22 protein-coding genes are annotated in these 23,436 nt (G+C 63.3%); 9 read left to right on the top strand and 13 right to left on the bottom strand.

The features are described 5' to 3' along the window. Positions 1-60: 60 nt before the first annotated feature. From ABVQ20_RS02985 to ABVQ20_RS03010, 6 genes are all read left to right on the top strand, one after another. Positions 61-1,047, top strand: a complete 987-nt coding sequence (locus ABVQ20_RS02985; protein WP_354458005.1) for an ABC transporter permease — start codon at positions 61-63, stop codon at positions 1,045-1,047. Positions 1,048-1,111: 64 nt separating this feature from the next. Further along, complete coding sequence (locus ABVQ20_RS02990) at positions 1,112-2,137, top strand: sugar ABC transporter substrate-binding protein (RefSeq protein ID WP_354458006.1); 1,026 nt, start codon at positions 1,112-1,114, stop codon at positions 2,135-2,137. A gap of 76 nt (positions 2,138-2,213) precedes the next feature. Then, complete coding sequence (locus ABVQ20_RS02995; RefSeq protein WP_354458007.1) at positions 2,214-4,337, top strand: ABC transporter permease; 2,124 nt, start codon at positions 2,214-2,216, stop codon at positions 4,335-4,337. Then, on the top strand, positions 4,334-5,389 hold the full coding sequence (locus ABVQ20_RS03000) for a hypothetical protein (RefSeq protein WP_354458008.1): 1,056 nt from the start codon (positions 4,334-4,336) through the stop codon (positions 5,387-5,389). The genes ABVQ20_RS02995 and ABVQ20_RS03000 overlap by 4 nt, the downstream gene beginning before the upstream one ends. Next, positions 5,389-6,885, top strand: coding sequence for a sugar ABC transporter ATP-binding protein (locus ABVQ20_RS03005; RefSeq protein ID WP_354458009.1), 1,497 nt, complete (start codon positions 5,389-5,391; stop codon positions 6,883-6,885). Before ABVQ20_RS03000 ends, ABVQ20_RS03005 begins: the two co-directional genes overlap by 1 nt. Before the next feature lie 218 nt (positions 6,886-7,103). Next, positions 7,104-7,511, top strand: coding sequence for a carboxymuconolactone decarboxylase family protein (locus tag ABVQ20_RS03010; RefSeq protein WP_354458010.1), 408 nt, complete (start codon positions 7,104-7,106; stop codon positions 7,509-7,511). 208 nt (positions 7,512-7,719) lie between these two features. On the opposite strand, the gene ABVQ20_RS03015 is transcribed toward ABVQ20_RS03010, so the two are convergent. From ABVQ20_RS03015 to ABVQ20_RS03070, 12 genes are all read right to left on the bottom strand, one after another. Continuing rightward, positions 7,720-8,607, bottom strand: a complete 888-nt coding sequence (locus tag ABVQ20_RS03015) for an amidohydrolase family protein (protein ID WP_354458011.1) — start codon at positions 8,605-8,607, stop codon at positions 7,720-7,722. Then, positions 8,607-9,704 (bottom strand): vWA domain-containing protein, encoded by a 1,098-nt coding sequence (locus tag ABVQ20_RS03020; protein WP_494337954.1) that lies wholly within the window; start codon positions 9,702-9,704, stop codon positions 8,607-8,609. Before ABVQ20_RS03020 ends, ABVQ20_RS03015 begins: the two co-directional genes overlap by 1 nt. Positions 9,705-9,874: 170 nt before the next feature. Continuing rightward, positions 9,875-10,756, bottom strand: a complete 882-nt coding sequence (locus ABVQ20_RS03025; RefSeq protein WP_354458013.1) for an AAA family ATPase — start codon at positions 10,754-10,756, stop codon at positions 9,875-9,877. Positions 10,757-10,760: 4 nt separating this feature from the next. Beyond that, on the bottom strand, positions 10,761-11,765 hold the full coding sequence (locus tag ABVQ20_RS03030; RefSeq protein ID WP_354458014.1) for a xanthine dehydrogenase family protein molybdopterin-binding subunit: 1,005 nt from the start codon (positions 11,763-11,765) through the stop codon (positions 10,761-10,763). Between the two features lies 1 nt (position 11,766). Further along, positions 11,767-13,134, bottom strand: a complete 1,368-nt coding sequence (locus ABVQ20_RS03035) for a xanthine dehydrogenase family protein molybdopterin-binding subunit (RefSeq protein ID WP_354458015.1) — start codon at positions 13,132-13,134, stop codon at positions 11,767-11,769. Between the two features lie 12 nt (positions 13,135-13,146). Then, entirely contained in the window at positions 13,147-13,629 is a 483-nt protein-coding gene (locus ABVQ20_RS03040; RefSeq protein ID WP_354458016.1) for a (2Fe-2S)-binding protein, read from the bottom strand. Positions 13,630-13,689: 60 nt separating this feature from the next. Further along, positions 13,690-14,484 carry an FAD binding domain-containing protein gene (locus tag ABVQ20_RS03045; protein WP_354458017.1) on the bottom strand — a complete coding sequence of 265 codons (795 nt, stop codon included), beginning with the start codon at positions 14,482-14,484 and terminating at the stop codon, positions 13,690-13,692. Positions 14,485-14,495: 11 nt separating this feature from the next. Further along, the gene (locus ABVQ20_RS03050; RefSeq protein WP_354458018.1) at positions 14,496-14,939 is read right to left on the bottom strand and encodes an SRPBCC family protein; all 444 of its coding nucleotides are present in this window, start codon (positions 14,937-14,939) and stop codon (positions 14,496-14,498) included. A gap of 120 nt (positions 14,940-15,059) precedes the next feature. Then, entirely contained in the window at positions 15,060-15,884 is an 825-nt protein-coding gene (locus ABVQ20_RS03055; protein ID WP_354458019.1) for a helix-turn-helix domain-containing protein, read from the bottom strand. Between the two features lie 391 nt (positions 15,885-16,275). Beyond that, on the bottom strand, positions 16,276-17,043 hold the full coding sequence (locus tag ABVQ20_RS03060) for an SDR family oxidoreductase (protein ID WP_354458020.1): 768 nt from the start codon (positions 17,041-17,043) through the stop codon (positions 16,276-16,278). A 38-nt stretch (positions 17,044-17,081) separates the two neighbouring features. After that, positions 17,082-18,080 carry an ABC transporter permease gene (locus ABVQ20_RS03065; protein WP_354458021.1) on the bottom strand — a complete coding sequence of 333 codons (999 nt, stop codon included), beginning with the start codon at positions 18,078-18,080 and terminating at the stop codon, positions 17,082-17,084. Between the two features lie 41 nt (positions 18,081-18,121). Further along, a complete protein-coding gene (locus ABVQ20_RS03070) occupies positions 18,122-18,862 on the bottom strand; it encodes an ATP-binding cassette domain-containing protein (RefSeq protein WP_354458022.1) in 741 nt (246 codons plus the stop codon). Positions 18,863-19,330: 468 nt separating this feature from the next. Between ABVQ20_RS03070 and ABVQ20_RS03075 the strand changes: the two genes are divergently transcribed. Together ABVQ20_RS03075 and ABVQ20_RS03080 are read left to right on the top strand one after the other, a co-directional pair. Continuing rightward, positions 19,331-20,320 (top strand): substrate-binding domain-containing protein, encoded by a 990-nt coding sequence (locus tag ABVQ20_RS03075; protein WP_354458023.1) that lies wholly within the window; start codon positions 19,331-19,333, stop codon positions 20,318-20,320. Positions 20,321-20,459: 139 nt separating this feature from the next. Continuing rightward, positions 20,460-21,239, top strand: coding sequence for a FadR/GntR family transcriptional regulator (locus ABVQ20_RS03080; RefSeq protein ID WP_354458024.1), 780 nt, complete (start codon positions 20,460-20,462; stop codon positions 21,237-21,239). A gap of 192 nt (positions 21,240-21,431) precedes the next feature. Here ABVQ20_RS03080 and ABVQ20_RS03085 read toward each other — a convergent pair whose 3' ends face one another. Beyond that, positions 21,432-22,370: an NAD(P)-dependent oxidoreductase gene (locus tag ABVQ20_RS03085; protein ID WP_354458025.1), complete on the bottom strand. Its 939-nt coding sequence runs from the start codon at positions 22,368-22,370 to the stop codon at positions 21,432-21,434. Between the two features lie 117 nt (positions 22,371-22,487). Here ABVQ20_RS03085 and ABVQ20_RS03090 point away from each other — a divergent pair, with 117 nt between their 5' ends. After that, entirely contained in the window at positions 22,488-23,378 is an 891-nt protein-coding gene (locus ABVQ20_RS03090; RefSeq protein WP_354458026.1) for an NAD-dependent epimerase/dehydratase family protein, read from the top strand. Positions 23,379-23,436 lie beyond the last annotated feature (58 nt).

Here is a 23,436-nt window from a genome sequence, read left to right on the forward strand (position 1 = left end):
TGCGCCGATTAGCTTTCATCCGGGATGGCAGCGCTGCCATCGGGGTGAAAGACATCAGCAATGAACACGACCGGCTGGCCGAGTTGGAGGCGCCTGAACCAGGAAGGCATTGTCTTTGCCATCGCGGTCATCCTGTTCGTTGCCGCTGCCATAGGCTTGCCCGGCTTCATCGATCCCAACAATCTCGTCGCCATCGTGCGCTCGGTGTCGGTGCTGGGCATTCTGGCGCTCGGCATGGCCGTCGTCATCATCGGCCGGGGCATCGACCTGTCGGCCGTAGCGATCATGGCAATGTCGGTCGCCTGGTACCTGCAGCTCCTGAACACCGGAACGCCTGACGGGCTGGCCTTCGCCTATGTGCTGGCCGGCGTGCTCGCCATCGGGCTGCTCAATGGCTTCCTCGTCGCCTATGCCGATGTTCCCGCGATCTTCGTGACGCTGGCCACCGGTTCCTTCGTCTTCGGCTATGTGCGCTCGCAACTGATCACGCAGGATGCCGTGCCGGTTCCCGAAGGGCATTGGGTCGAGCTTCTGGGCGGCCTGCGCTTCCTCGACATTCCCATCGAGGTCTTCGTCTTTGCGAGCTTGGCCTTCGTCTTCTTCCTATTCCTGCGCTACACCAAATGGGGCCGCTACATCTATTTCGCCGGCGACAATCCGGTGGCGGCGCGCAACATCGGCATTCCGGTGCGGCCCATGCTGGTGCTGCGCTATGTGGTTTCTGCCATAGTATCACTGGTCGCCGGCCTGCTGACCGCGGCCAGCCTGCATTCGATCAACACCCGCATCGTCAATTCCACGCTGCTCTACGACATCGTGTTGGTGGCGGTGATCGGCGGCATCGGGCTGTCCGGCGGGCGGGGCGGGGTGCGCAACGTTCTGGTGGGTGCGGCACTGATCGGCATCCTGCTCAACGCCATGACCATCATCGACATTCCGCTGCTTTATCAAAACCTGATCAAGGCGGCGATCCTGCTCGGCGCCATCATCGTCGACGGCATCATCAATCCACGCGACGAGCAGACCGCCCAGCAGGGCGACATTTAGGGGGTACCCGGTTCGATCCATCCCGGTCGGCCGGCAATGAACACTTGAAACGAGAGGATCTGACATGAAATTCATCAGGACATTGATGGCCGCGGCCACGGCCCTTGCCGTCACCGCCTTCGTGGCGCCAACCTTCGCCGCTGACGATCCAGGCCCGGCGGCTTACGCGCAGGCGCTCAAGGGCAAGCGCGTCATGCTGGTGCCGCTGGCGATGGGCTTCGACCTTGCACAGGGCTGGTCGCATTATCTGAAGAAGGAAGTCGAAGCCTGGGGCGGCGTGTTCGAAACGCGCGACCCGAACTGGGTGGTCGATGCCGGCGCGCAGGCGATCACCGACGCCATCTCGTCGGATACCAGGCCTGACGTGCTGATCATCCACGCGCCCGACCTCAATTCCTATTCCAAGCTGATGAAGAAGGCGCAGGCCGCTGGCACCTATGTCATGCTGGTCGACAATCCCGCCAACTTCCCGGCCGATGCTTTCGTCGGCAGCGACTGGGACCGGCTCGGCCAGCTCGAGGCCGAAGCGGCGATCAAGGGCTGCGGCCCGAATTCGTCGAAGAAGATCGGGCTGGTGCAGGGTGACCAGGCGAACTCTTCCAGCCTCTACCAGTATGCCGGCATCATGAAGGTGCTGGACAAGAATCCCGACTTCAAGGTGGTGGCCAAGCCCGACTCCAACTGGGATGCGACGACGTCGCGCAACGTGACGACGACGATGCTGCAGCAGAACCCGGACATCTGCGCCATCATCGACTTCTGGGATGGCGACGCCACCGGCGCTTCCGCCGCGATCCGCGATGCCAAGCTCGACGGCAAGGTGTTCCTGGTCACCACCGGCGGCGGCGAAAAGGCAGCCGATTGCGACAAGCTTGAAGACGGCACCTATGGCGCGGTGGTCATGACCGACCTTGCCCGCCAGTCGGGCGACATGAACGCCATCATCAAGTTCCTGCTGCAGAGCGGCCAGCCGGCCGGCACGTCGCACACCTACATCTACACGCTGGAGAAGGCGACGACCAAGGCCGACCTCAAGCCCGACAGTTGCTGGGATTTGAAGGCGCTGCAGGCCGAAGCGGCGGCGAAGTAAGCCGCCACCCCAGCCTGATATCAACGGGGTGGCCGGATTGTCCGGCCACCTCTTTCTCTTGAAACAGCAGCGGCCGATGTCCTTTCGCGAACGCCTCCAGTCCTGGCGCTACAATCTCGTGCCCGACCATGTCGTCGGCGAGATCCTGACCAAGCGCTGGACCGACAATGCCATTCCGTTCCTGGCGCTGGTGGCGACATTGGCGACCTTCGGCTCGATCATCCCCGGCTTCTTCAAGCTGACGGCGCTGCAGGAATCGACCCGTCAACTCGGCGAATTCTCCATGGTCGTCACCGGCATGACGGTGGTGATGCTGGGCGGCGGCATCGACCTGTCGGTCGGCTCGATCTTCGCGCTGTCCTGCTTCTCCGCCGTCTATGTCTTCTTCATCCTGGAACAGTCGATATGGCTGGCGCTGGCGGCGTCGCTTGTCACCGGCCTCGTCTTCGGCGCCATCAACGGCTATCTGGTTGGGTATCTCCGGTTGCGCGCCTTCCTCACCACGCTGGTCACCTTCATCTTCGGGCGCGCGCTGTTCGATATCCTCGTCACCACCTATGCCGCCGATGTGCAGCTTTCGACAGCCACTTCCAAAGTGCTCGACTTCATCGGCGACACCACGTTCTGGGGGCTCTCCGTCTCGGTATGGCTGGCGATCATCCTGGCTATCGTCACCCATATCGCGCTGACGCGCTCGCGGCCCGGTTGGCATGTGCTGGCGGTCGGCGGCTCCAGGCGCTCGGCCCACAATGCCGGCATCCGCGTGCGCCGCACCGTGTTCATGACCTATGTGTTCTCCGGTTTCTGCGCCTCGATCGGCGGCTTCCTCATCGCTTGCCGCTTGAGCGGGGCAGGGCCGGGCACCGGCCTCAACCTCGAGATCATGGCGCTGACGGCGGCCGTGGTCGGCGGCGTCAGCCTCGGCGGCGGACGCGGCTCGGTGATCAAGGGGCTGATGGGCGCCATCATCGTCTTGACCATGACCAACGGGCTGATCCGGCTGGGCTACGGTACCGGCACCAATCAGATGGTGCTGGGCATCATGCTGGCGGTGGCGGTCACCATCGACATTCGCTGGCTGAAGAACCGCCACAAGGTGCTGAACGAAGTCTATGTCGCGCCAGTCTATCTCAAGATGGGCGAAACGCAGTCCGCCGCGCCCGGCTCGGGCACGCCCTACGAACTCGACAACCGGCTGTCGGCGGCCGACCATATCGGGCTTGGCGAGCTGGAAGGACCGGAGGACGTCATCCTCGACCGCGACGACAACCTCTATTGCGGTACACGCCATGGCGAGATCGTCCGCTTCTTCGCGCCGGATTATGTGAAGTCGGAAGTCTTTGCCCATATTGGCGGCTTTCCGCTGGGCCTCGCTTTCGACAGATCAGGCAATCTGATCAGCTGCGTCGGCGCCATGGGGCTCTATTCGGTGTCGCCGGAGCGGGAAGTGAAACGCCTGTCGGCCGAGACATCGCGCTCCTGGACCTCGATCGTCGACGATGCGCGGCTGCGCGACCCCAATGACTGCGACATCGCGCCGGACGGCCGCATCTACTTCACCGACTCGACCAAGCGCTACGACGCCCACGACTGGGCGCTGGATTCGATCGAGAACCGCGCCACCGGCCGGCTGCTGGTCTACGACCCGAAGGATGGCTCGACGAAAACGCTGCTCGACGGCTATCGCTACACCAACGGTGTCTGCATGGCGCATGATGGCAAGTCTCTGTTCTTCGCCGAAAGCTGGGCCTGCCGCGTGCATCGCTACTGGCTGGAAGGGCCGAAGGCCGGCACCGCCGAATGCGTCATCCGTGACATGCCGGGCTACCCCGACAACATCAACCGCGCGTCGGACGGCAATTACTGGATGGCGTGGCTGGGCATGCGCACGCCGAGCTTTGATCTCTCGCTGCGCCACCCCGACATGCGCAAGCGCATGACGCGCCGGCTGCCGCAGGACGAATGGCTGTTCCCCAATATCAACACCGGCGGCGTGGTGAAGTTCAACGAGACGGGCGGCATCGTCGAGGCGATGGGCGACCTTTCGGGCGGTGCGCATCCGATGGTCACCTCGATGCGCGAGCACAAGGGTTATCTCTTCGTCGGCGGCATCCTCAACAACCGGATCGGCCGCTACAAGATTTCGGGCGCCGACCCGAACTGGACCAGCCCCGCTTCCTATTGGGGAGCGAAGTCATGATCCTCGATCCGATCCTGGATATGTTTCGCGGCAAGGCCGTCACCATCCCGCCGCTCGATGGCGCCTTCCGGCCCAACACGCGGCTGGATGATGCGCCGGCTTTCGCCAGCCTGGCCGAACCCGACAATCTGCTGCTTGCCGATGGCCGCCTGCTCGCTTCCAGCGGCAACGTCATCTACGTGATCAAAGTCGGCGCGGAGCCCGCCGTGATCGAGACCTTTTCGTCCCCGGTCACCGCGCTGGCTTTGTCGCCTACGGGCGAGCTGGTGGTCGGGATCGAAAGCGGCAAGCTGCTGATTGCAGGCAAGGAGGTTTCGCTGCCGGCGGAAATCCGCTGCATCACCGCACTTGCCTATGCTGATGATGGTGCGCTGTGGCTGGCCAATGGTTCGGCCGAGCATACGCCGTCGCAATGGGCCGCCGACCTGATGAAGAAGGGTGCCTCCGGTTCGCTATGGAGATGCGGCCGCTCCGAGATTCGCTTCCAGAAGGTCGCCGGCGACATCGCATTCCCATACGGTCTTCACACCATGGGGCGGGATGTGCTGGTCAGCGAAAGCTGGCGTCACCAGCTCATCCGCTTCGATGGCGCGACCGGCAATCGTTCGACTGTGCTGACGCATCTCCCCGGCTATCCGGCGCGACTGTCGCCGTCGGGTGATGGCGGGGCATGGCTGACCCTGTTTGCGCCACGCAACCGGCTGATCGAGTTCGTGCTGCAGGAAACGCACTACAGGCAGGACATGATCGAACAGGTGCCGCCGGCCTACTGGATCGCCCCGGCGCTGGCCTCCAACCGCAGCTTCCTCGAACCGCTGCAATGCGGCGGCATCCGTACCATGGGCATCCACAAGCCGTGGTCGCCGAGCCGCTCCTATGGGCTGGTGGTCAAGCTCGACCCAAAAATGCAACCGCAATTCAGCCTGCACAGCCGCGCCAACGGCACGCGCCATGGCATCTGCAGCGTGGCGGAAAAGGACGGCCAACTGTTTATTGCCTCCAGGGGTGGAGACCGCGTTCTGGCCGTCGACCTCGTATCGGGAGGTTTGTGATGGACCCGATCGTTCGACTGGAAAACGTCACCAAGAATTATCGCGGCGTGCCGGCGGTGAAGAACGTCACCTTTGAGCTGCGCAAGGGCGAGATCCACGCGCTGCTCGGCGAGAATGGCGCCGGCAAATCGACGCTGACCAAGATCATCGCCGGCGTCGTCGACGCCACCTCCGGCAAGATGATCCACAAGGGCCGGGAGGTCGCGTACGCCTCGCCGCATTCGGCCCTTGAGGCCGGCATTGCCATGGTGTTCCAGGAGACCAGCCTGGTGCCGTCGATGACGGTGGCGCAGAACCTTTATCTCGGTACTGAAAAATTCCTCAACCGGCTGCGCGGCACGTATATTTCAGCACAGCAGTTCCTGCAGTCGCTGAATTTCCCGGTCGATCCGAACGCCATGGTGGCAACGCTGGGGGCGGCCAAGCGACAGATGGTCGAGATCGCGCGCGCCGTCCACCACAATGCCGAGATCATCATCTTCGACGAGCCGACGGCGACGCTGACGCCGGAGGAGAAGCGCCACTTCTTCGCGTTGATCCGCCGGCTGAAGGCGAGCGGTGTTTCCATCGTTTTCATCAGCCACGCGCTGGAAGAGGCGCTTGGAATCGCCGACCGCATCACCATTTTGCGCGACGGCGAACTGGTGATTACCGACGACACATCCGCCTTCGACCGCGACAGGATCGTCGCCGCCATGGTCGGGCGTACGCTGTCGGGCCAGCTCTACCAGCAGCGCGACGAGGCGAAGCTGCGCAAGGCCGGCAGGAAAGTACTGTCGGTTCAGGACATCTCGATGAGCAATGTCGTGCGCAACACGTCGTTTTCGATCTTCGAGGGTCAGATTACCGGCGTGTTCGGACTGATCGGCTCGGGCCGCACCGAGACCTTCAAGATCATCTCCGGCATCTACAAGCGCGACTTCCTGCGTGGCGGCGCCATCGAGCTGGACGACAAGCCCGTGCGCTACCTCGTGCCCAGCGAAGCAGTGGCCGACGGCATCGTCTACATCACCGAGGACCGCAAGAGCGAAGGCATTTTCGAGACGATGGGCATCGCCGAGAACCTGTTTGGCGGGCTGTTGGCGGCTGGCCGCGAAAAGGCCTGGGTGATCAACCAGCAGGAGATGCGGCAGCTTGCGGCCGAATGGACGAAGACGCTGAACATCAAGGCGATCAACGACAATGCGCGCGTGGTCGAGCTTTCCGGCGGCAACCAGCAGAAGGTGGTGATCGGCAAGGGGTTGGTGCAGAAGCCGCGCATCGTCATCTTCGACGAACCGACGCGCGGCGTCGATGTCGGCGCCATTGCCGAAATCCACCAGATCATCAACCGGCTGGCCGACGAGGGCCTCGCCGTCGTCGTCATCTCGTCCTACCTGCCGGAAATCATGAACCTGTCGGATCGGATTCTCGTCTGTCGGCAGGGCCGGATCGTGGAGGAGTTTTCACCGGCGGAGGCGACCGAGGAGAAGATCATGTACGCGGCCGTGCATTAGATTCAGGTGAGGCCGGCCTGCAAATGGCGGCTTCCTGCGCTTCCGGTGCTCACGTACGAAAAGTACGCTCCGCTCCGGTTCTCGGGACCCACCATTTTCGACTCGGCCTGACCTGAACCTCGACGCCGGCCTGGAAAAAGTGAATCGGACAAGTGGATTCGCCGCAATTGCTCAAGATCTGATTCAATTCACGCTACGATCCAACGAAGGAAAACGCCATGGCCACCACAAGACTCCTCACCGATGCCGAGGTCGAGCAAATCCCAGCCGTGAAGGCCGTGTTCGACGACATCCGCGCGACGCGCAAGTCGGATTTCGTCAACAATTTCTGGCGTGGGCTGGCCAACGATCCGGGTTCGCTGAAGCGCACATGGGAACAGCTCAAGACGGTGATGGTGGCTGACAGCGCCATCGATCCGCTGACCAAGGAGATGATCTACATCGCAGTCTCGACCGCCAATGGCTGCTCCTACTGCGTGCATTCACATACGGCGGCGGCGCGGGCGAAGGGCATGACCGACGCGCAGCATGGCGAGCTGGTGTCGATCATCGGGTTGGCCGGCCAGACCAACCATATGGTCACGGCGCTGCAGATCCCGGTCGATCCGCAGTTCGAGGTGAAGTGAGGTGTTCCCTTCTCCCCCTGTGGGAGAAGGTGGCCTCGCGAAGCGAGGTCGGATGAGGGGTGTTGGAAGGATCGGCACGTTGCAGAGCTAAGTGCTTGATATACCTATATCTTGTTCGCGTTGCGTTTCTTCCAGAACCCCTCATCCGTCTCGGCGCTGACGCGCCGATCCACCTTCTCCCACAAGAAGGGGAGAAGGCAAAGGCGCCTCACACCAGCCGATAAACTTTCTCCGCCGTGTTCCAGAAAACATCTGCCTCAGCCGCCGCGCCATGCCTGGCCACCGCATCCCGATGCGCCTTGATCAGCTCGGCGTGGCTGGTCCACAGTTTTTCGATCGGAAAGTTCGAGCCGAACATCAGATGGTTTGAGCCCAAAATATCGACTGCGTTGTCGACGATGTAGGCGATGACAGCCGGATCGTTGCGGTGGATGAACGTCCCAAGCCCTGAAAGCTTGGCGTAGAGATTGGGCGCGGCCGAGAGCGCGCGCAGGCCGGCTTTCCAGGCTTCGGTGGTTTCTGGCTCCATGCCGGTCAGCATGCCGGCATGGGTGAGGACGAAATTCGTCTCAGGGTTCTCGCCGACCAGTGTCACCCCGTCCTTCATCTGGGCTGGGAAAAGCTGGAGGTCGAAGGACAGGCCGTAATCCCTGAGCCGGGCGACATTGGCGCACACCTTGGGGTCGATGACCTGGTCGGCCGAGGCGGCGAAACGGAAGGCCGGCGTTTCGTGCCAGTGCAACTGCATGCGCACCCCACGCAGCAGCTTGTATTTCATCAGCCGGTCGATCTGCGGCCTGACATCGTCCACCATCATGTCGGCATAGCCGACGATGGCGTTTGGCCAGCCGGTTTCGTCGGCGGTCTTCTGCAGGAACGCGACTTCTTTCTCGAAATCCTCCTTGGCCCAGTTGGTCTGGACATAGACGGCCTTTTCGACGCCCGAGCCCTTCTGGTCTTCGAGGAATTCCCCGATCGGATAGTCGCGGCGGATCGGCTCGTAGGGGCCGAAGATGCGCGGCACCATCGGACCGACCAGCCAGGGCTGATCCTTTTGGCGCCAGATGTGGAAATGTGCGTCGATGGCTTTCTGCATCACGATACCCTTTTCCACATTGTCGCCGCCGTCGGAGCCGGGCGGGCAAGCGACAGGATGAAATCGGTGAGGCCTTTCACAGAGGAGCCGTCGATGAGATCATCGAGCACCGGCAGGATGGCGGTGAGTGCTGCTGTCGCAGGGCGGAAGCGCGGATCGCCGGCCAAGGGTGTGGCCAGCGACAGGCGGAAGGCGCAGGCGCTCAGCCGGCGCATCGCCGCCTCCAGTTCTGCATGGTCGCCACGCTCCAGCGCGTCGGACAGGATGATCACGGCGGCACCGCGCGCAAAGGACGAGAAGCGCGGTACCGAAAGGAAGGCGAGCAGCGTCGGCCCCATGCGGGTGCCGCCGTCCCAGTCGTCGACCTGGGCGGCCGCGCGAGCCAATGCCTGGTCGCGGTCGCGGATGCGCAGCGCTGTGGTGATGCGGGTCAGCCGCGTGCCGAAGGTGAAGATCTCGGTTCGATCCGCGCCTTGCACGGCGGCATGCGCCAGCTTGAGATAGCCCGCCGTGTGCAGCTTCATCGAGCCGGAGACGTCGATCAGGATGAGCAGCTTGCGCGGCACGGTCTGGCGGCGGCGCAGCAGCGGCGAGGGAACGTCTCCGTCGGCGCTGACGATTTCTCTGAGCGAACGGCGCAAGTCGAGCTTGCCGCGCGAATGGGTGCGCACGGTGCGGAAGGAACGGCGGGCGGGCAGGGCGGCTGACAGTTTGCGGCGAAAGGCGGTCAACCCATCGTCGTCGCGCTGGAAATCGCGCGCGCTCAGCTGTTCCAGGGCCGAGGACAGTTCACCGCCTTCTTGCCTCTGCTCGGCTTCGATCCGTTCGTCGTCGGCGCCGCCATCGTCCTTGATGCGGGTTTCCTCGTCGGCGTCGCCTTCGACCACGGCCGATGTGTTGCCGTGGAAATGGCTCTGGAAATGCGCTTCGAATTCATCGCGGCGGTCGGCCGGTGGCGCCAGCGTGGCGAGCGCCGCCTCACGGATGTCGGCCATCGAGCGCGGACCGAGCAGCGTAACCGCCTGCATGAAGCCGGAGACTTGCTCGGGCGCGACGGCAAAGCCGTAACGGCGCAGCAGGCGGCCGAAACCTAGCAAGGGTGCGGCGGCACGGGGTAAGCTCTCCTCTCCCCGTTCACGGGGAGAGGATGCCGGCAGGCAGGTGAGGGGTGGCGCCGGCCTCTGGCCACCATGGCGCCGCCCCTCATCCGCCCCTTCGGGGCACCTTCTCCCCGTAAACGGGGAGATGGGATTGTCGACATCGCGCGTCACGCCAGCGCCTCCTCGACGATGCGGCCGAGTTCCGGCGCGATATAGGACAGGTCTTCCTCGTCCTTGATCAGCACGCCGATGGCGCGGCGGAAGGCTTCCGGCCACGGACTGCCGCCTTTTTCCAGAATGGTCGCGGCATTGGCCCATTCGACCGCCTCGGCGATGCCGGGCGGCTTGGCCAGTGGCCGCGCTCGGATGGTCAGCACGGCGGCCGCCACGGCGCGTGCGGTGTCTTCAGCGACATCGCCGGCACGCAACATGATGATATCAGCTTCGCGCGCGGCATCGGGATAGCCGATCCAATGGTAGACGCAGCGACGGCGCAGCGCCTCTGCCAGCTCGCGTGTGCGGTTCGAGGTCAGGATGACGATCGGCTGGGCGGCGGCGCGAATGGTACCGCGCTCTGGAATGCTGATCTGGAAGTCGGAGAGGAATTCCAGAAGCAGTGCCTCGAACTCGTGGTCGGAACGGTCGATCTCGTCGACCAGCAGCACGCGCTGCTCTGGCGCTCTCAACACCTGCAGCAGCGGCCGGGCGATCAGGAATCGGTCGTCGTAGATATCGATCTCGTGTTCGCCGGCATGGCGGATGGCGAGCAGCTGGCGCTGGTAGTTCCATTCGTAGAGCGCATGCGCGGCATCGATGCCTTCGTAGCATTGCAGTCGCACCAGATCACGGCCGAGCATTTCAGCGATCGCCTTGGCCGCCTCCGTCTTGCCGACGCCCGGCGCGCCCTCAAGCAACAGCGGCTTGCCCAGCCGGATCGCCAGGAAGATGGCGGTCGCCAGGCTTTCGTCGGCCAGATAGCGCGAGGCGGCGAGCTGCTGCGCCACCGCCTCCGGCGAGGTCGCTAATGTCTCGGCGTTCACCTCGGCCATGTCCTCAGTTCGCCGCTTGCGCCTTGAGCGCGCGCAGGATGCGCTCCGGCGTGATCGGCAGCGTGTCGATACGTACGCCGACAGCGTCGAACACCGCATTGGCGACGGCGGGGATCTGCGGGTTGGCGCACATTTCACCCGGTCCCTTGGCGCCATAAGGCCCGTCGGCGGAAGGCCGCTCCAGCACGATGATCTCGGTTTCGGCGAGATCGCCAGGGCCTGGCATGAGATACTGGTTGAAGTCGGTGCCGCCATGATCGCGGTTGGGATAGTAGGGCTCGGTCGTTTCGTAGAGCGCGTGGCTGATGCCCATCCACGAGCCGCCAACCAGTTGCTGCTCGACCATTTTGGGATTCAGCGCGCGGCCGATCTCGAAGACGTTCTTCATCGTCAGAACCGTGACTTCGCCTGTCTCATCGTCGACCTCGACCTCGGCCACGGTGCAGGCATGCGCGTAGCAGGTCGACGGTTTCATCGCGCCGGTTTCCTTCTCCGGATAGGAGCGCGGGATCAGGAACATGCCACGTCCCGAAATCGAGCGTCCGCGCTTGAAGTGCGCCGATAGAGCGACATCGAAGATCGAGATCGACTTCTGCGGCGCGCCCTTGACCAGGATGTTGCCCTGACCGTCGGTTTCGAGGTCGGAGGCATTCACTTCCAGCTCTTCGGCAGCCACTTCCAGCATCACCTGGCGGGCTTCCTTCGCTGCCTGGATGACGGCGTTGCCGGCGCGGTGCGTGCCGCGCGAGGCGAAGGTGCCCATGCAGTGCGGGCCAGTGTCGGTGTCGGCGGTGTCGACGACGACCCGGTCGGTCGGCACGCCGATGGTCTCGGCGCAGATCTGCGCCATGATCTGCTTCATGCCCTGGCCGAGATCGACGCTGGAAAGCGTCACCATGAAATTGCCGGTCGGTGTGGAATGCACCAGCGCCTGGGTCGGATCGCCGCCGAGGTTCATGCCCGTGGGATAGTTGATCGCGGCAACGCCGCGTCCGCGCCGGATCGCCATCTCAAGCTCCCTTCACGTAGGACGACATCGCCATGTACTTTTCCGCCACCGGCCAGTTGGCGGTGCGTGAGGCTTCCTGCATGCACTCGATGAGTGCAGCCCCCTCCGTCGGCTGGCGATGCGCCTTCATGTCACCGTCGCGGTAGGCGTTGATGAAGCGGAATTCGAGCGGGTCCATGCCGATCAGCCGCGCCAGCTTGTCCATTTGCACCTCCAGCGCGAAGTCGCCAATGGTGACGCCGAAGCCGCGCATGGCGGAGGAGGGCGTGCGGTTGGTGTAAACGCAGTAGGTGTCGATCCAGACATTGGGGATGGTGTAGGGGCCGGGATAGTGTCCCGCACCCTTCTGTGCGCCGTAGGGCGAGTGGCGGGAATAGGCGCCGGCGTCGGTATAGCCGGTGACTTTTCGCGCGATGATGCGGCCGTCCTTCATGACGCCGTCCTTGATGACGACCTTTTCGGCGGCGCGGGGCGAGGATATCTGCATCTCCTCCTCGCGGCTGTAGATGAAGGAAACGGGACGGCCGGTTAGCTTGGCGCCGAGGACGGCGATCGGCTCGACGATGACGTCGACCTTGCCGCCAAAGCCGCCGCCGACGGTGCCGCCGACGAAATGCAGCTTGCTGCCGGGCATCTGCAGGATGATCGAGGTGTTGTCGAGGGTGAAGAACATCGCTTGCGTGTTGGTGTAGCAGGTGAAGCGGTCATTGCCCTCGGGCGCGACGACGCAGCCGGTGGTCTCTGTCGGTGCGTGCTCTATCGGTGAGGACTGGTAGCTTTGCTCCAGCACGTGATCGGCCTCGGCAAAGCCTGCCTCGACATCGCCGAAGCGCACCTTGCGGCACGCGCCGCTGTCGTAGGAATAATAGTTGTGGCCGTGGTACTCGTTGACAAGCGGCGAGCCGGGTTTCAGCGCTTCCTCCATGTCGAAGACCGCCGGCAGCACCTCGTAGTCAACCTTGACCTTGGCGGCGGCTTCCTGTGCCGCACGCTCGGTCTCGGCCAGTACCGCCACCACGGCCTCGCCCTTCCAGCGCACCTTGCCGTCGGCCAGCACGGTCTCGTCCTCGGGTCCGATCTGGATCAGGGTCAGGATGGTGTAGACATTGTGCGGCACATCCTTGGCCGTCAGCACCTTGACCACGCCCGGATGCTTTTCGGCCTCCGAAGTGTCGATCGAGCGGATGCGGGCGTGATGGTGCGGGCTGCGCACCATCTTCAGGTGCAGCATGCCGGGAAAGTTGCGGTCGGCGAAATAGGCGGTCTTGCCGGTGACGTGGCCGGGCGAATCCGAGCGCGGCCTTGGCTGGCCGATCTCGTGCAGATCGTCCTTGCGGACATCGGCGAAGTAGCTCTTGCGCAGTTCCATTCTTTTGGTCCCTCAGGCCGCGTTCTGCGAATTGGCGCGGGCCGCAAGCAGCACCGCCTCGATGATCGGCTCATAGCCGGTGCAGCGGCAAATGTTGCCCGACAGCGCCTCGACCACGTCATCACGGCTGGGGTTGGGCGTGTGGTCGAGCAGCACCTTGGCGGCCATGATCATGCCCGGCGTGCAGAAGCCACATTGCGTGGCGAAGGTGTCGAGGAAGGCGCGCTGCAGCGGATGCAGCACACCGCCTTCGGCAAGGCCGGAGAGCGTCTTGATGTCGGCGCCGTTGCAGGTCTCGGCCAGCGTCAGGCAAGAAAGCCGGATCTCGCCGTCGATGATGACGGAGCAGGCGCCGCAGGTGCCTTGATGGCAGCCGCCTTTCGGCGAGGTGTCGCCGATCTTGTCGCGCAGAGCATTGAGCAGCGTCGTGCCGCCATCGACGAATTCGGCCTTTTCGGACCCATTGAGCGTGAACTGGACTGGGATTTTTGCCATTCTTCCTCCTTGCGCGCCTGCCCGATCGATCGGACAGGCGCGCGCCCCCCGATGGGTGTTTCAGCCAAGCAGCAACCGGCCGAGATGGACCGGCAGGACTTCGGTGCGATACCAGGCGCTGGCGATCGGATCGGTGATCGGCGCGATGCCTTCGGTGGCGGCGGCCAGCGCCACTGCGATGCCGTGCTGGTCAAGCGTCCTGCCCAGCAGCGCCTTTTCTGTCGCCTTGGCGCGCATTGGCCGGTCTGCCATGCAGCCCAGCGCAATCCGGGCCGAGGAAACGGTGCCGTCTGGAGCCAGCAGCAGGACGGCGGCAATGCTGAGCACGGAGACGCCCTTGGGTTTGACCCGCGACACTTTCAGGAAGCGGAAGCCGTCAGCCTGCGGCAGCGTGAAACTGACCGAGGTGATGATGGCGCGGCTGCCGTCCCGCCCGGCCAGGAAGGCCTCTATCGGCATCTCACCATCATCGGTGCTCACCGTGGCGTCGAGCGCCAACAAGGCAACCGTGAAATCGCCATAGGGCGCCGGCGCGAACAGATTGCCGCCGACGGTGGCCATATTGCGGATCGCCGGGCCGCCGACGGCGCGTGCTGCCTTGGTGAGCGTGCCGAGGTTCGGATGGCGGGTAATCGCCGCCATCGTCACCGAGGCACCGATGCGGACATTATCGCCGATGATCTCGATGGCTGATAGCGCCGGGTCGGTCGAGCGGATGAGGCCGGAAACCGAGACATCGCCTTCATTGGCGGCGCGCACCACCAGTGTGCCGCCTCCGAGATAGCGTGTGCCAGTCGACCTCAGCGCCGCATTGGCGTCCTTCACGGTTGCAAAAGTCTGCAGTGCCAGCGCCATGGCCCGCTCCCTCAGCCCTGTCCGGCGAAATGGTCCTTCAGGGCGTTGAAGCCACCCTGGAAGACATTGGCGCCCATGCCCGCGGCCAGCTTGTCGGCCTCCTCGGGTGCCGCGTCGAAGCTGGCGGTCCATTCGGCATAGGTACGCTCGCCGTCGGTTACGCGCCGCAGCTGCAGCGTTGCCTTATGGTTTGTCAGAGGCTGCGGCGTCTCCAGGATGGAGTAGCTGACAAGGAAATTGTCGTCGGAGAAATCGAGCAGCTTTTCGCGGATGCGCGCCCCGCTGGCGAGTTGGAAATTGCGCACACAGCCGATAGCGGTGGCATCCTTGCCGTCCTCGATATGGCTTTCGACCATACGGGGATGCCAGCCCGGCAGGCCGTTAAAGTCGCGGATGCGCGCCCAGACCTTTTCGACCGGCGCGTCGATGACGCTGGAGATGGTGACTTTGGCCATACCGATGTTCCCTTGCGAATGATCGTTGCGGCAAGGGTAGGGCGGTGGTTCCGACGATGCTTATCAATGCGTCTTGAGCGCGTATCAAGGAGTCTGAAAAAGCGAGCTCGGTAGGCCGGCTCAGGCGGTCGCCCGTGCGGCTTCGCGGTAGAGCGTCGGCGGTACGCCGACATGGTCGCGGAAGAAGCGCGAGAAATTGCCTTGCGTGGTGAAGCCGAGATTGCAGGCGACAGAGATCAGCGGCTCCCGCGACCATTGCAACTGGCGCACCGCCTCTTCCATGCGCAGCGTGTTCCAATAGACATTGGGCGTCAGATTGGTCTGTTCCTTGAACAGGGCGAAGAAATGCGGTCGCGACAGGCCGACGCTGCGCGCCACGTCATCGAAAGAGATGCGCTCGCAGACATTGGCCCGCATCAGCTGGATCGCCTTGCGCACGCGAAAGTCCTGCATGGTGTTGATGCGGATGCGCGCCTCCTGCGGCGCCGAGGCGTCGGCGGCATCGAGCACCGAGTCGATGAAGCGCTCGATCTCGTAATTGGCGACATCGTCGACGCTTTCATTGTCGCTCAGATGGTCGAGCAGGCTGACGGCGGCCTGGTGTAGCCACGGCTCCAGCGTGATCGCAGCCTGTGAAAACAGCGGCGCGGAGGAGGGCAGGTCACGACGGCGGCGTGCCCAATCGGGATCGATGTAGAAGGCCAGGAACAGGCCCGGTTTGCCCTGAGACAGGACGTGGCTGTGCGGCTGAAGCGAGTTGATGCCGGCAGCGGTGCAGGGTCCAAGCTGGACCGTCTCGCGGCCGATGGTCATCTCGCCGGCGGTACCTTCCAGCCAGATGATCAGATGCGCCTCGACATGGGCATGGGTGACGAAGTCGCTCGCGACATTCAGGACAGAAACATGTCCGAACCGGCCCCAGTAGAGCCTGATCGCTTCCGTCATGGGCATATCCTCCCGCAAGCGACTGGCCTCCCTTCGCCTGCATGGGGATTGTGTGGCTGAGTTTGGGGGGGCGTCAAGGCGCGGGGCGAGGGCGGGCGTCCTGAATGCGGCGTGGCGGTGGATTTTCAGACTGAGCGATAGGCATTGAAATGAATAGCGGTTGGATGAGACGCGCCGGCGTTGGTTCTCCCTTCTCCCCCTTGTGGGAGAAGGTGGATCGGCGCGCAGCGCCGAGACGGATGAGGGGTGCTGGAAGAAATGAGGCGTTGCTGACCTGTCTCCGCACGCCGGATATGGACGAAGGTGTGTGCCAAGCTGGAGCACCCCTCATCCGACCGAGCTCCGCTCGGCCACCTTCTCCCACAGGGGGAGAAGGAAAGAACGCCAAGCTTCACACCGAAGCCGTCATGCCGCCGTCGACATACAGCGTATGGCCGTTGACAAAGGACGAGGCATCGGAGGCGAGGAACACGGCGGCGCCGATCAGTTCGTCGACATGGCCCCAGCGCCCGGCCGGTGTGCGCTTTTCCAGCCAGGTGGAAAACTCTGGATTGTCGACAAGCGCCTGGTTCATCTCGGTGTGGAAATAGCCGGGCGCGATGGCGTTGATCTGCAGGCCATGCCTGGCCCAATCGGCGCACATGCCCCTTGTCAGGTTGCGGATCGCGCCCTTTGTCGCGGTATAGGGGGCAATGTTCGGCCGGGCGAGCTCGCTCTGCACCGAGCCGATGTTGATGATCTTGCCCTTGCCGCGCGTGATCATGTGGCGCGCGACCGCCTTGCCGGCGTGGAAGGCGCCGGAGACATTGGTCTTGAACAGGCGTTCCCACTGCTCCTCGGGAAAATCCTCGAGCGGGGCGCGGAATTGTATGCCGGCATTGTTGACCAGGATATCGATGGCGCCAATCTCGGCCTCGATGCGGGCGACGTCGTCATGAACGGCGTGAAAATCGGTCACGTCGAAGATCGAGGCATGTGCCTTGAAGCCGGCATCACACAGCTTCGCGACGGCACCTGCAACCTTGGCCGGATCGCGGCCGTTGAGCACCACGCTTGCGCCGTGTTCAGCGAGGCCTCGCGCCAGCGCAAGGCCGATGCCTTGGCCCGAGCCGGTGACCAGCGCCAGCCGTCCATCGAGGCTGAACAGGGAATTTGTCATCGCATCATCCCGCATCGTCGGCCGGCTTCTCGCCGGCTTCAGTCGTTGCGCCTGAAATTGCGGATACGGTCGAACAGGACAGCAAGCAAGATGGCGCCGCCGATGAACACGCCTTGCCAGAAGGCGTTGATGCCAAGCAGGCCGAGACTGTTGCGGATCACCTCGATGAGGGCAGCACCGACGATGGCGCCGAAGGCGGTGCCGACGCCGCCGGCGAGGTTGGCGCCGCCAATGACGGTGGCGGCGATGACCTGCAGTTCCATGCCAGTGCCGATGTTGGTGGTGACGGCGCCCAGCCAGCCCGTCTCGATGATGCCGGCAATGCCGGCCGACAGCGCCGAGATCATATAGACGGCGACCTTGATCTGGCGCACGGGCACACCGGTCAGCGTCGCCGCGTGTTCGTTGCCGCCAATGGCGAAGATGTGCCGGCCGAACTTGGTCCAGCGCAGGGTGAAGCCCGTGATCAGCGCCAGCACGATGGTGTAGAGTACCGGATTGGCGATGCCGAACACCCAGGCGCCGCCGCCCAGCGCCAGAAGCTTGTCGTGATCCGGCCCGAACTGGAAGATGACGGTGTTGTTGGAGGCGACCATGGCCAGGCTGCGGGCGATCGACAGCATGCCGAGCGTCACCACGAAGGGCGGAAAGCCGAGATAGGCGATCAAGATGCCGTTGAAGGCGCCGATGGCGAGCGCGGTGGCGATCGAGGCGAGGATGCCGATTTCGATCGAGTAGCCGGCATGCATGGTGACGGCCAGCACCATCGACGACAGGCACAGCACCGAGCCGACCGAGAGGTCGATGCCGCCGGTGATGATGACGAACGTCATGCCGAGCGCGATGATGGCGACGAAAGTGACGTTGCGGGTGATGTTGTAGAGGTTTTTCGACGTGGCGAAGGCGTCGGTGGCAAACGACAGGAACAGACAGGCCAGGATGACGGCGATCACCACCCAGAAGGTCTGGCTGGCAAACAACCTTGTCAGCAGCGACTGCTGCTTGTGTTCGATCGGCTGGTCAATTGTCAGTGCCATCGTCGGCCCTTACCTGCTGCAAACGTTTGGAATGCCGGTCATCATACCTGTTCGATCGCGCCGGTGATCAGCCCGGTGACCTCCTCGGGCGAACTCGATGCGATCGTCTTGTCGGCCACCTTGCGGCCGCGCCGCATGACGATGACGCGGTCGGCGACGGTGAAGACATCGGGCATGCGGTGGCTGATCAGCACGACGGCGATGCCCTGGTCGCGCAAATGGCGGATCAGGTTCAGCACCTCTGCGACCTGTCGCACGGAGATCGCGGCCGTCGGTTCGTCCATCAGCACGATCTTGGCCTGCGACAGCATGGTGCGGGCGATCGCCACCGCCTGGCGCTGGCCGCCGGACATCTGCTTGACGAGGTCGCGCGGGCGGGTTTCGGATTTCAGCTCGGCGAAGATCTGGCCGGCGCGCCTGTACATCGAGGCATAGTCGAGGATGCGAAACGGGCCGACGCCGCGGCGCAACTCACGGCCGAGATAGACGTTGGCCGCCGCCGTCAGATTGTTGCACAGCGCCAGGTCCTGGTGGACGATCTCGATGCCGTGCTGGCGCGCCTCGACCGGCTTGTGCAGGATCAGTTCCTTGCCGTCCATGTGCATGGTGCCGTGGCTCGGGCGGAAATTGCCGGCGATCATCTTGACCAGCGTCGACTTGCCGGCGCCGTTGTCGCCCATCAGGCCGACCACCTGTCCGGCTTCGATCGACAGCGACACGTCGTTGACCGCCTGGATGGCGCCGAAATGTTTCGAGATATTGGTGAGTTCGAGAACCGCCACCAGCCTTCTTGCCTCCCCATGATGCAGCCGCTGTTCCCGTCGTCAATGCGGGTTAAGCCCTGGCCTTCGCTCTCCCCAGCTCCTCCCGGGAAACAGCGACGACTTCATTTACGCAAATGCCCACGCAGCCGTCAATTGTCAGACGAATAAGAACCGGCAATTGTCGGATGAATAGGATTTCACGGTTTTGAAAAATCCGTTTTGTAGGACAAATGGCATTGACGTCGGCGGCGCGCCGTTATTAGCTGAGACTTGGAGGAGTAACATGCCGATCCCCATGTTGCCGGTCTGCAGGGCGGGATCAGATCATGCCAGCTCTGGTTGGAGCCGACACGATCGCATCTGAAAATGCTTATCGATCTGGCTTGGCGACACGAGCGCTCGCGTAACGATCCTCTGTCATCTCGCATCCGGGTCGGTCTGTGTGGCGGGCACGCCGTGTCCGTCTTGTTTCAAGGGAGGACTGACATGAGGAAATCACTTCTGCTCGCTGCCGCCGCCATGATGGCGCTTGGCGCCGGGCCGGCTTTGGCCAAGAAACAGCTCGTCATCGTGGTGAAGGGGCTCGACAACCCGTTCTTCGAAGCCATTCACCAGGGATGCGAGAAATGGAACAAGGAAAACGCCAGTTCGGAATATGAATGCTTCTACACCGGCCCGGCGTCGACCTCGGACGAGGCCGGCGAGGCGCAGATCGTGCAGGATATGCTGAGCAAGGCCGACACCGTCGCGATGGCGATCTCGCCGTCCAACGCGCCGCTGATCGCGCAGACGATCAAGACCGCCAAGCCGACGATCCCGATCATGACCGTCGATGCCGACCTGGCCAAGGCGGACGCTGCGCTGCGCAAGACCTATCTCGGCACAGATAATTACCTGATGGGCAAGAAGATCGGCGAATACATCAAGAAGGCCAAGCCGAAGGGCGGCACGATCTGCACCATCGAGGGCAATCCGGCGGCCGACAACATCCTGCGCCGAGCGCAGGGCATGCGCGACGCGCTGACGGGCAAGGAAGGTCTCGCGGCGCTGGCCGGCGAGGGCGGCTGGACCGAAGTTGCGGGCTGCCCGGTGTTCACCAATGACGATGGCGCCAAGGGTGTGCAGGCGATGACCGATATTCTCGCCGCCAATCCCAAGCTCGACGCGTTCGGCATCATGGGTGGCTGGCCGCTGTTTGGCGCCCCGCAGCCCTATCGTGATCTGGTCGGTCCGCTCAAGGACCGGCTGGCAAAGAACGACTTCGTCATCGGCGCTGCCGACACGATCGGCGATGAGGTGGCGATCGCCAAGGATGGTCTTGTGACCGCGCTGGTCGGTCAGCGGCCGTTCGAAATGGGCTACAAGGCGCCTGCGGTGATGATCGATCTCATCAAGGGCAACAAGGTTGCCGATCCGGTCTTCACTGGCCTCGACGAGTGCACCAAGGACACGGTCGACACCTGCATCCAAAAGTAGGCCGAAATTTTCGGGGCGTCCGGTTAGCGGCCGCCCCGTCATATCGTTTCCACGAGAAAGGCAGCGTTGTTCGGGGCAACAGGCCCCCGCTTTGGCGTGCCCATCGTTCAGGGCAAACGGCAGACGCATTGGAACATTTATGCCGGACAGAAATTCAAGCAAGGAAGGCGTAGGGGCGGAGCAACAGGCCGGCATTCCGGCCACCCTTCGCCGGGCCGATGCGACAAGGTTCGCCGGCTCGAGCGTGCATGCGTCGCTCGCCAGCGAGATCGGTCTCAGGATCGTGCGCGGCGATTATCCGCCGGGCACGATCCTGCCGAATGAGACGAAATGGGCCGAGACCTTCAATGTCAGCCGCTCGGCGGTGCGTGAAGCCATCAAGATGCTGATGGCCAAGAGCCTGTTGGCGTCACGCCCCAAGATCGGCAGTTGGGTCGAGCCCAGGGAGCGCTGGAATCTGCTCGATCGCGACGTGCTGGCCTGGTACGCGACCGCGCCGGACCGCGAAATGTTTCTCAGGACCGTGCAGGAGTTCCGCCACATCATCGAGCCGGAGGCATCGGCCTTTGCCGCGATGCGGCGCACCGACGCGCAGATGGCCGAGATCAGCCAGGCGTGCCGAGAGATGGGAGAGGCGGCGAGCCTGCAGGAGCGCACGCACGCCGACACCCGCTTTCATCTCGCCATCCTGCGGGCGGCCGGCAACGATCTGCTGGTGCCGCTGGGCGTGCTGATCGAATCCGCGCTTGATCATCTGTTTGCGTTCACGACCGTTCAGGTCAACGACCATGACCACGCACAGAAGCTGCATGAAGCGATCGAGAAGAACATCCGGTTGCGACGTCCGGCGGCGGCGCGCAATGCCGTGCATAAGCTGCTTGAGAATACCGATCAGGGGATCGGTCGGTGGCGGCGATAGTTGAGGCCTCTTGAATCTTTACAAGTAGCCTCCGCCGGTCCTTCGCAGGCTCCCAGCCTTAGGGCGTTCAGTCCCTTCAAAAGGTCCACTGGACCTTTTGATCCGCCCGAAGGCGGATCGGGCCTTCACCGTTCGAAACTCGAAAAGCCAAGCAATTGGCTTTTCGTCCGCTGCGCGGACCGTTTCTCACCCTCAAATCGTCTGCTTCTTCCCATCCTTCGTCGGCATCAGATCCACGCCATTGACCTTGCCGATATGCGTCGCCAGCATTGGCACGAACTGCTCCTCGGGTCCGGCGGCGAAGGCACCCGCGAACGCGTTCTTCGTCGCGTTACCCAGCGGGTTGGCGATGCCGGCGGCACCGGCCATCGATTCCAGATAGGTGAGGTCCTTGAAGGCATTGGCGATGGAGAATTTGTGGGCATCGCGGTCGCCCTCCAACGTCCAGCGCATGAAGGTCTGGTAGAAGGGACAGTCCATGCGACCGTTGCGGATGACGCTGTCGAAGCGCGGCGGCGAGATGCCGACTTTTTGGGCCAGCGCGAGCGCTTCGGAATAGATCGCGGCGTAGCCCAGCGAAATGAAGTTGTTGAGCAGCTTCATGCGGTGGCCGTCGCCGGTGTCGCCGATATGGACGATGCGTCCAGCCCAGGTGTCGATCACCGGCTTCACCCTGGCGAAGACGGCGTCGGGCGCGCCGACCATGGCGTCGAGCGTGCCTTCCCAGGCTTCCTTCGGCGTGCGGCTCAGCGGCGCGTCGACATAGTCGACGCCTATCGCCTTGAGTTCAGTCGCCAGCGCCACCGTCGAGACCGGATCGGAGGTCGAGCAATCGACGACGACCGAGCCCTTTTTCAATCCCTCCTTGAGGCCGCCAGGACCGCGAATGATGGCTTCCACCTCACGCGAGCCGGTGACGCAGATGAAGACGATATCGGATGCCGCTGCCACCTCGCGCGCGGTCGCCGCTTCCTTGGCCCCTCGGCCCAGCATATCTTCCGCGGGCTTGCGGTTCCTGCGGCCAAGGAAGGTCAGGCTGTAGCCCTTGTCGACGATATTCTTCGCGATGCCATGCCCCATCAGGCCAAGGCCAATGAAGCCGATCTTTTCGTTCGCGGCGGTCGTGCTCATGTCTTCAAGTCCTGTTGCGGTGATTGATATTCGGCGCTGCCATTTTGCAGGCGAGGATGGTTGCGGAATGCCATATTGTCTGACAATACACATAAATCCCAGGCATTGGAGGGCAAAATGACGAAGCGGATCATGTTCACCGGTGGCAGCGGCAAGGCCGGACGCCATGTCGTGCAGTATCTGGTCGAGCAGGGTTGCCAGGTGCTCAACATCGACACCAAGCCGCTCGACAATCCCAAGGTGCGCACGCTGATCACCGATATCACCGACAGCGGGCAGGTGTTCAACGCGCTGTCGAGCTATATGGGGTTGCACGAGTTCGACCCGTCGTTGCGCGCCCAACCGGTCGATGCCGTCGTGCACTTCGCCGCGATCCCGCGCATCATGATCACGCCCGACAACGAAGTGTTCCGCATCAATGCGATGGGCACCTACAATGTCATCGAGGCGGCGGTGAAGCTCGGCATCCGCAAAGTGGTGATCGCGTCCAGCGAGACAACCTATGGCCTCGTGTTCGCCAACGAGCCGCGCAACCCCACGCATTTCCCGCTCGATGAGGACTACGATGTCGACCCGATGGACAGCTATGCGCTGTCCAAGATCGTCAACGAAAAGACGGCCCGCTCGTTCGCGCTGCGCAGCGGCATCGACATCTATGCCTTGCGCATCGGCAACGTCATCGAACCGCACGAATATTCGCTGTTCCCGAAATGGTTCGCCGACCCCAGTTTCCGCAAGCGCATTGCCTGGAGCTATGTCGATGCACGCGACCTCGGCCAGATCACGCTGCGCGCCATCGAAAAGGATGGGCTCGGCTTCCAAGTGTTCAACGCCGCCAATGACGACACCTCGTCCGACCTGCCGACCGCCGAATTGCTGAGGCGGTTCTATCCGGGCGTGCCGGTCAAGGGCGAACTCGGCGAATATGAGACGCTGCTGTCGAACCGCAAGGCCAGGGACATGCTGGGCTTCCGCCCCGCTCATAGCTGGCGCAAATACGTCAAATAGGGCCCGATAGCGGGCAAATCCGGGTTGATCTGTGCACAGCGGCCGGCTTTGCGGGTGA

The organism is Mesorhizobium shangrilense (assembly GCF_040537815.1).
Classification (GTDB): domain Bacteria; phylum Pseudomonadota; class Alphaproteobacteria; order Rhizobiales; family Rhizobiaceae; genus Mesorhizobium; species Mesorhizobium shangrilense.

What these genes read in the sequence shown, in the direction of transcription:
- ABVQ20_RS03080 (WP_354458024.1), top strand. Translation starts at nt 20,460, where the DNA reads ATGCCGGACAGAAATTCAAGCAAGGAAGGCGTAGGGGCGGAGCAACAG.
- ABVQ20_RS03065 (WP_354458021.1), bottom strand. Translation starts at nt 18,080, where the DNA reads ATGGCACTGACAATTGACCAGCCGATCGAACACAAGCAGCAGTCGCTG.
- ABVQ20_RS02985 (WP_354458005.1), top strand. Translation starts at nt 61, where the DNA reads ATGAACACGACCGGCTGGCCGAGTTGGAGGCGCCTGAACCAGGAAGGC.
- ABVQ20_RS02995 (WP_354458007.1), top strand. Translation starts at nt 2,214, where the DNA reads ATGTCCTTTCGCGAACGCCTCCAGTCCTGGCGCTACAATCTCGTGCCC.
- ABVQ20_RS03010 (WP_354458010.1), top strand. Translation starts at nt 7,104, where the DNA reads ATGGCCACCACAAGACTCCTCACCGATGCCGAGGTCGAGCAAATCCCA.
- ABVQ20_RS03035 (WP_354458015.1), bottom strand. Translation starts at nt 13,134, where the DNA reads ATGGAACTGCGCAAGAGCTACTTCGCCGATGTCCGCAAGGACGATCTG.
- ABVQ20_RS03060 (WP_354458020.1), bottom strand. Translation starts at nt 17,043, where the DNA reads ATGACAAATTCCCTGTTCAGCCTCGATGGACGGCTGGCGCTGGTCACC.
- ABVQ20_RS03040 (WP_354458016.1), bottom strand. Translation starts at nt 13,629, where the DNA reads ATGGCAAAAATCCCAGTCCAGTTCACGCTCAATGGGTCCGAAAAGGCC.
- ABVQ20_RS03075 (WP_354458023.1), top strand. Translation starts at nt 19,331, where the DNA reads ATGAGGAAATCACTTCTGCTCGCTGCCGCCGCCATGATGGCGCTTGGC.
- ABVQ20_RS03000 (WP_354458008.1), top strand. Translation starts at nt 4,334, where the DNA reads ATGATCCTCGATCCGATCCTGGATATGTTTCGCGGCAAGGCCGTCACC.
- ABVQ20_RS03085 (WP_354458025.1), bottom strand. Translation starts at nt 22,370, where the DNA reads ATGAGCACGACCGCCGCGAACGAAAAGATCGGCTTCATTGGCCTTGGC.
- ABVQ20_RS03045 (WP_354458017.1), bottom strand. Translation starts at nt 14,484, where the DNA reads ATGGCGCTGGCACTGCAGACTTTTGCAACCGTGAAGGACGCCAATGCG.
- ABVQ20_RS03025 (WP_354458013.1), bottom strand. Translation starts at nt 10,756, where the DNA reads ATGGCCGAGGTGAACGCCGAGACATTAGCGACCTCGCCGGAGGCGGTG.
- ABVQ20_RS03055 (WP_354458019.1), bottom strand. Translation starts at nt 15,884, where the DNA reads ATGACGGAAGCGATCAGGCTCTACTGGGGCCGGTTCGGACATGTTTCT.
- ABVQ20_RS03005 (WP_354458009.1), top strand. Translation starts at nt 5,389, where the DNA reads ATGGACCCGATCGTTCGACTGGAAAACGTCACCAAGAATTATCGCGGC.
- ABVQ20_RS03015 (WP_354458011.1), bottom strand. Translation starts at nt 8,607, where the DNA reads ATGCAGAAAGCCATCGACGCACATTTCCACATCTGGCGCCAAAAGGAT.
- ABVQ20_RS03030 (WP_354458014.1), bottom strand. Translation starts at nt 11,765, where the DNA reads ATGGCGATCCGGCGCGGACGCGGCGTTGCCGCGATCAACTATCCCACG.
- ABVQ20_RS03090 (WP_354458026.1), top strand. Translation starts at nt 22,488, where the DNA reads ATGACGAAGCGGATCATGTTCACCGGTGGCAGCGGCAAGGCCGGACGC.
- ABVQ20_RS03050 (WP_354458018.1), bottom strand. Translation starts at nt 14,939, where the DNA reads ATGGCCAAAGTCACCATCTCCAGCGTCATCGACGCGCCGGTCGAAAAG.
- ABVQ20_RS02990 (WP_354458006.1), top strand. Translation starts at nt 1,112, where the DNA reads ATGAAATTCATCAGGACATTGATGGCCGCGGCCACGGCCCTTGCCGTC.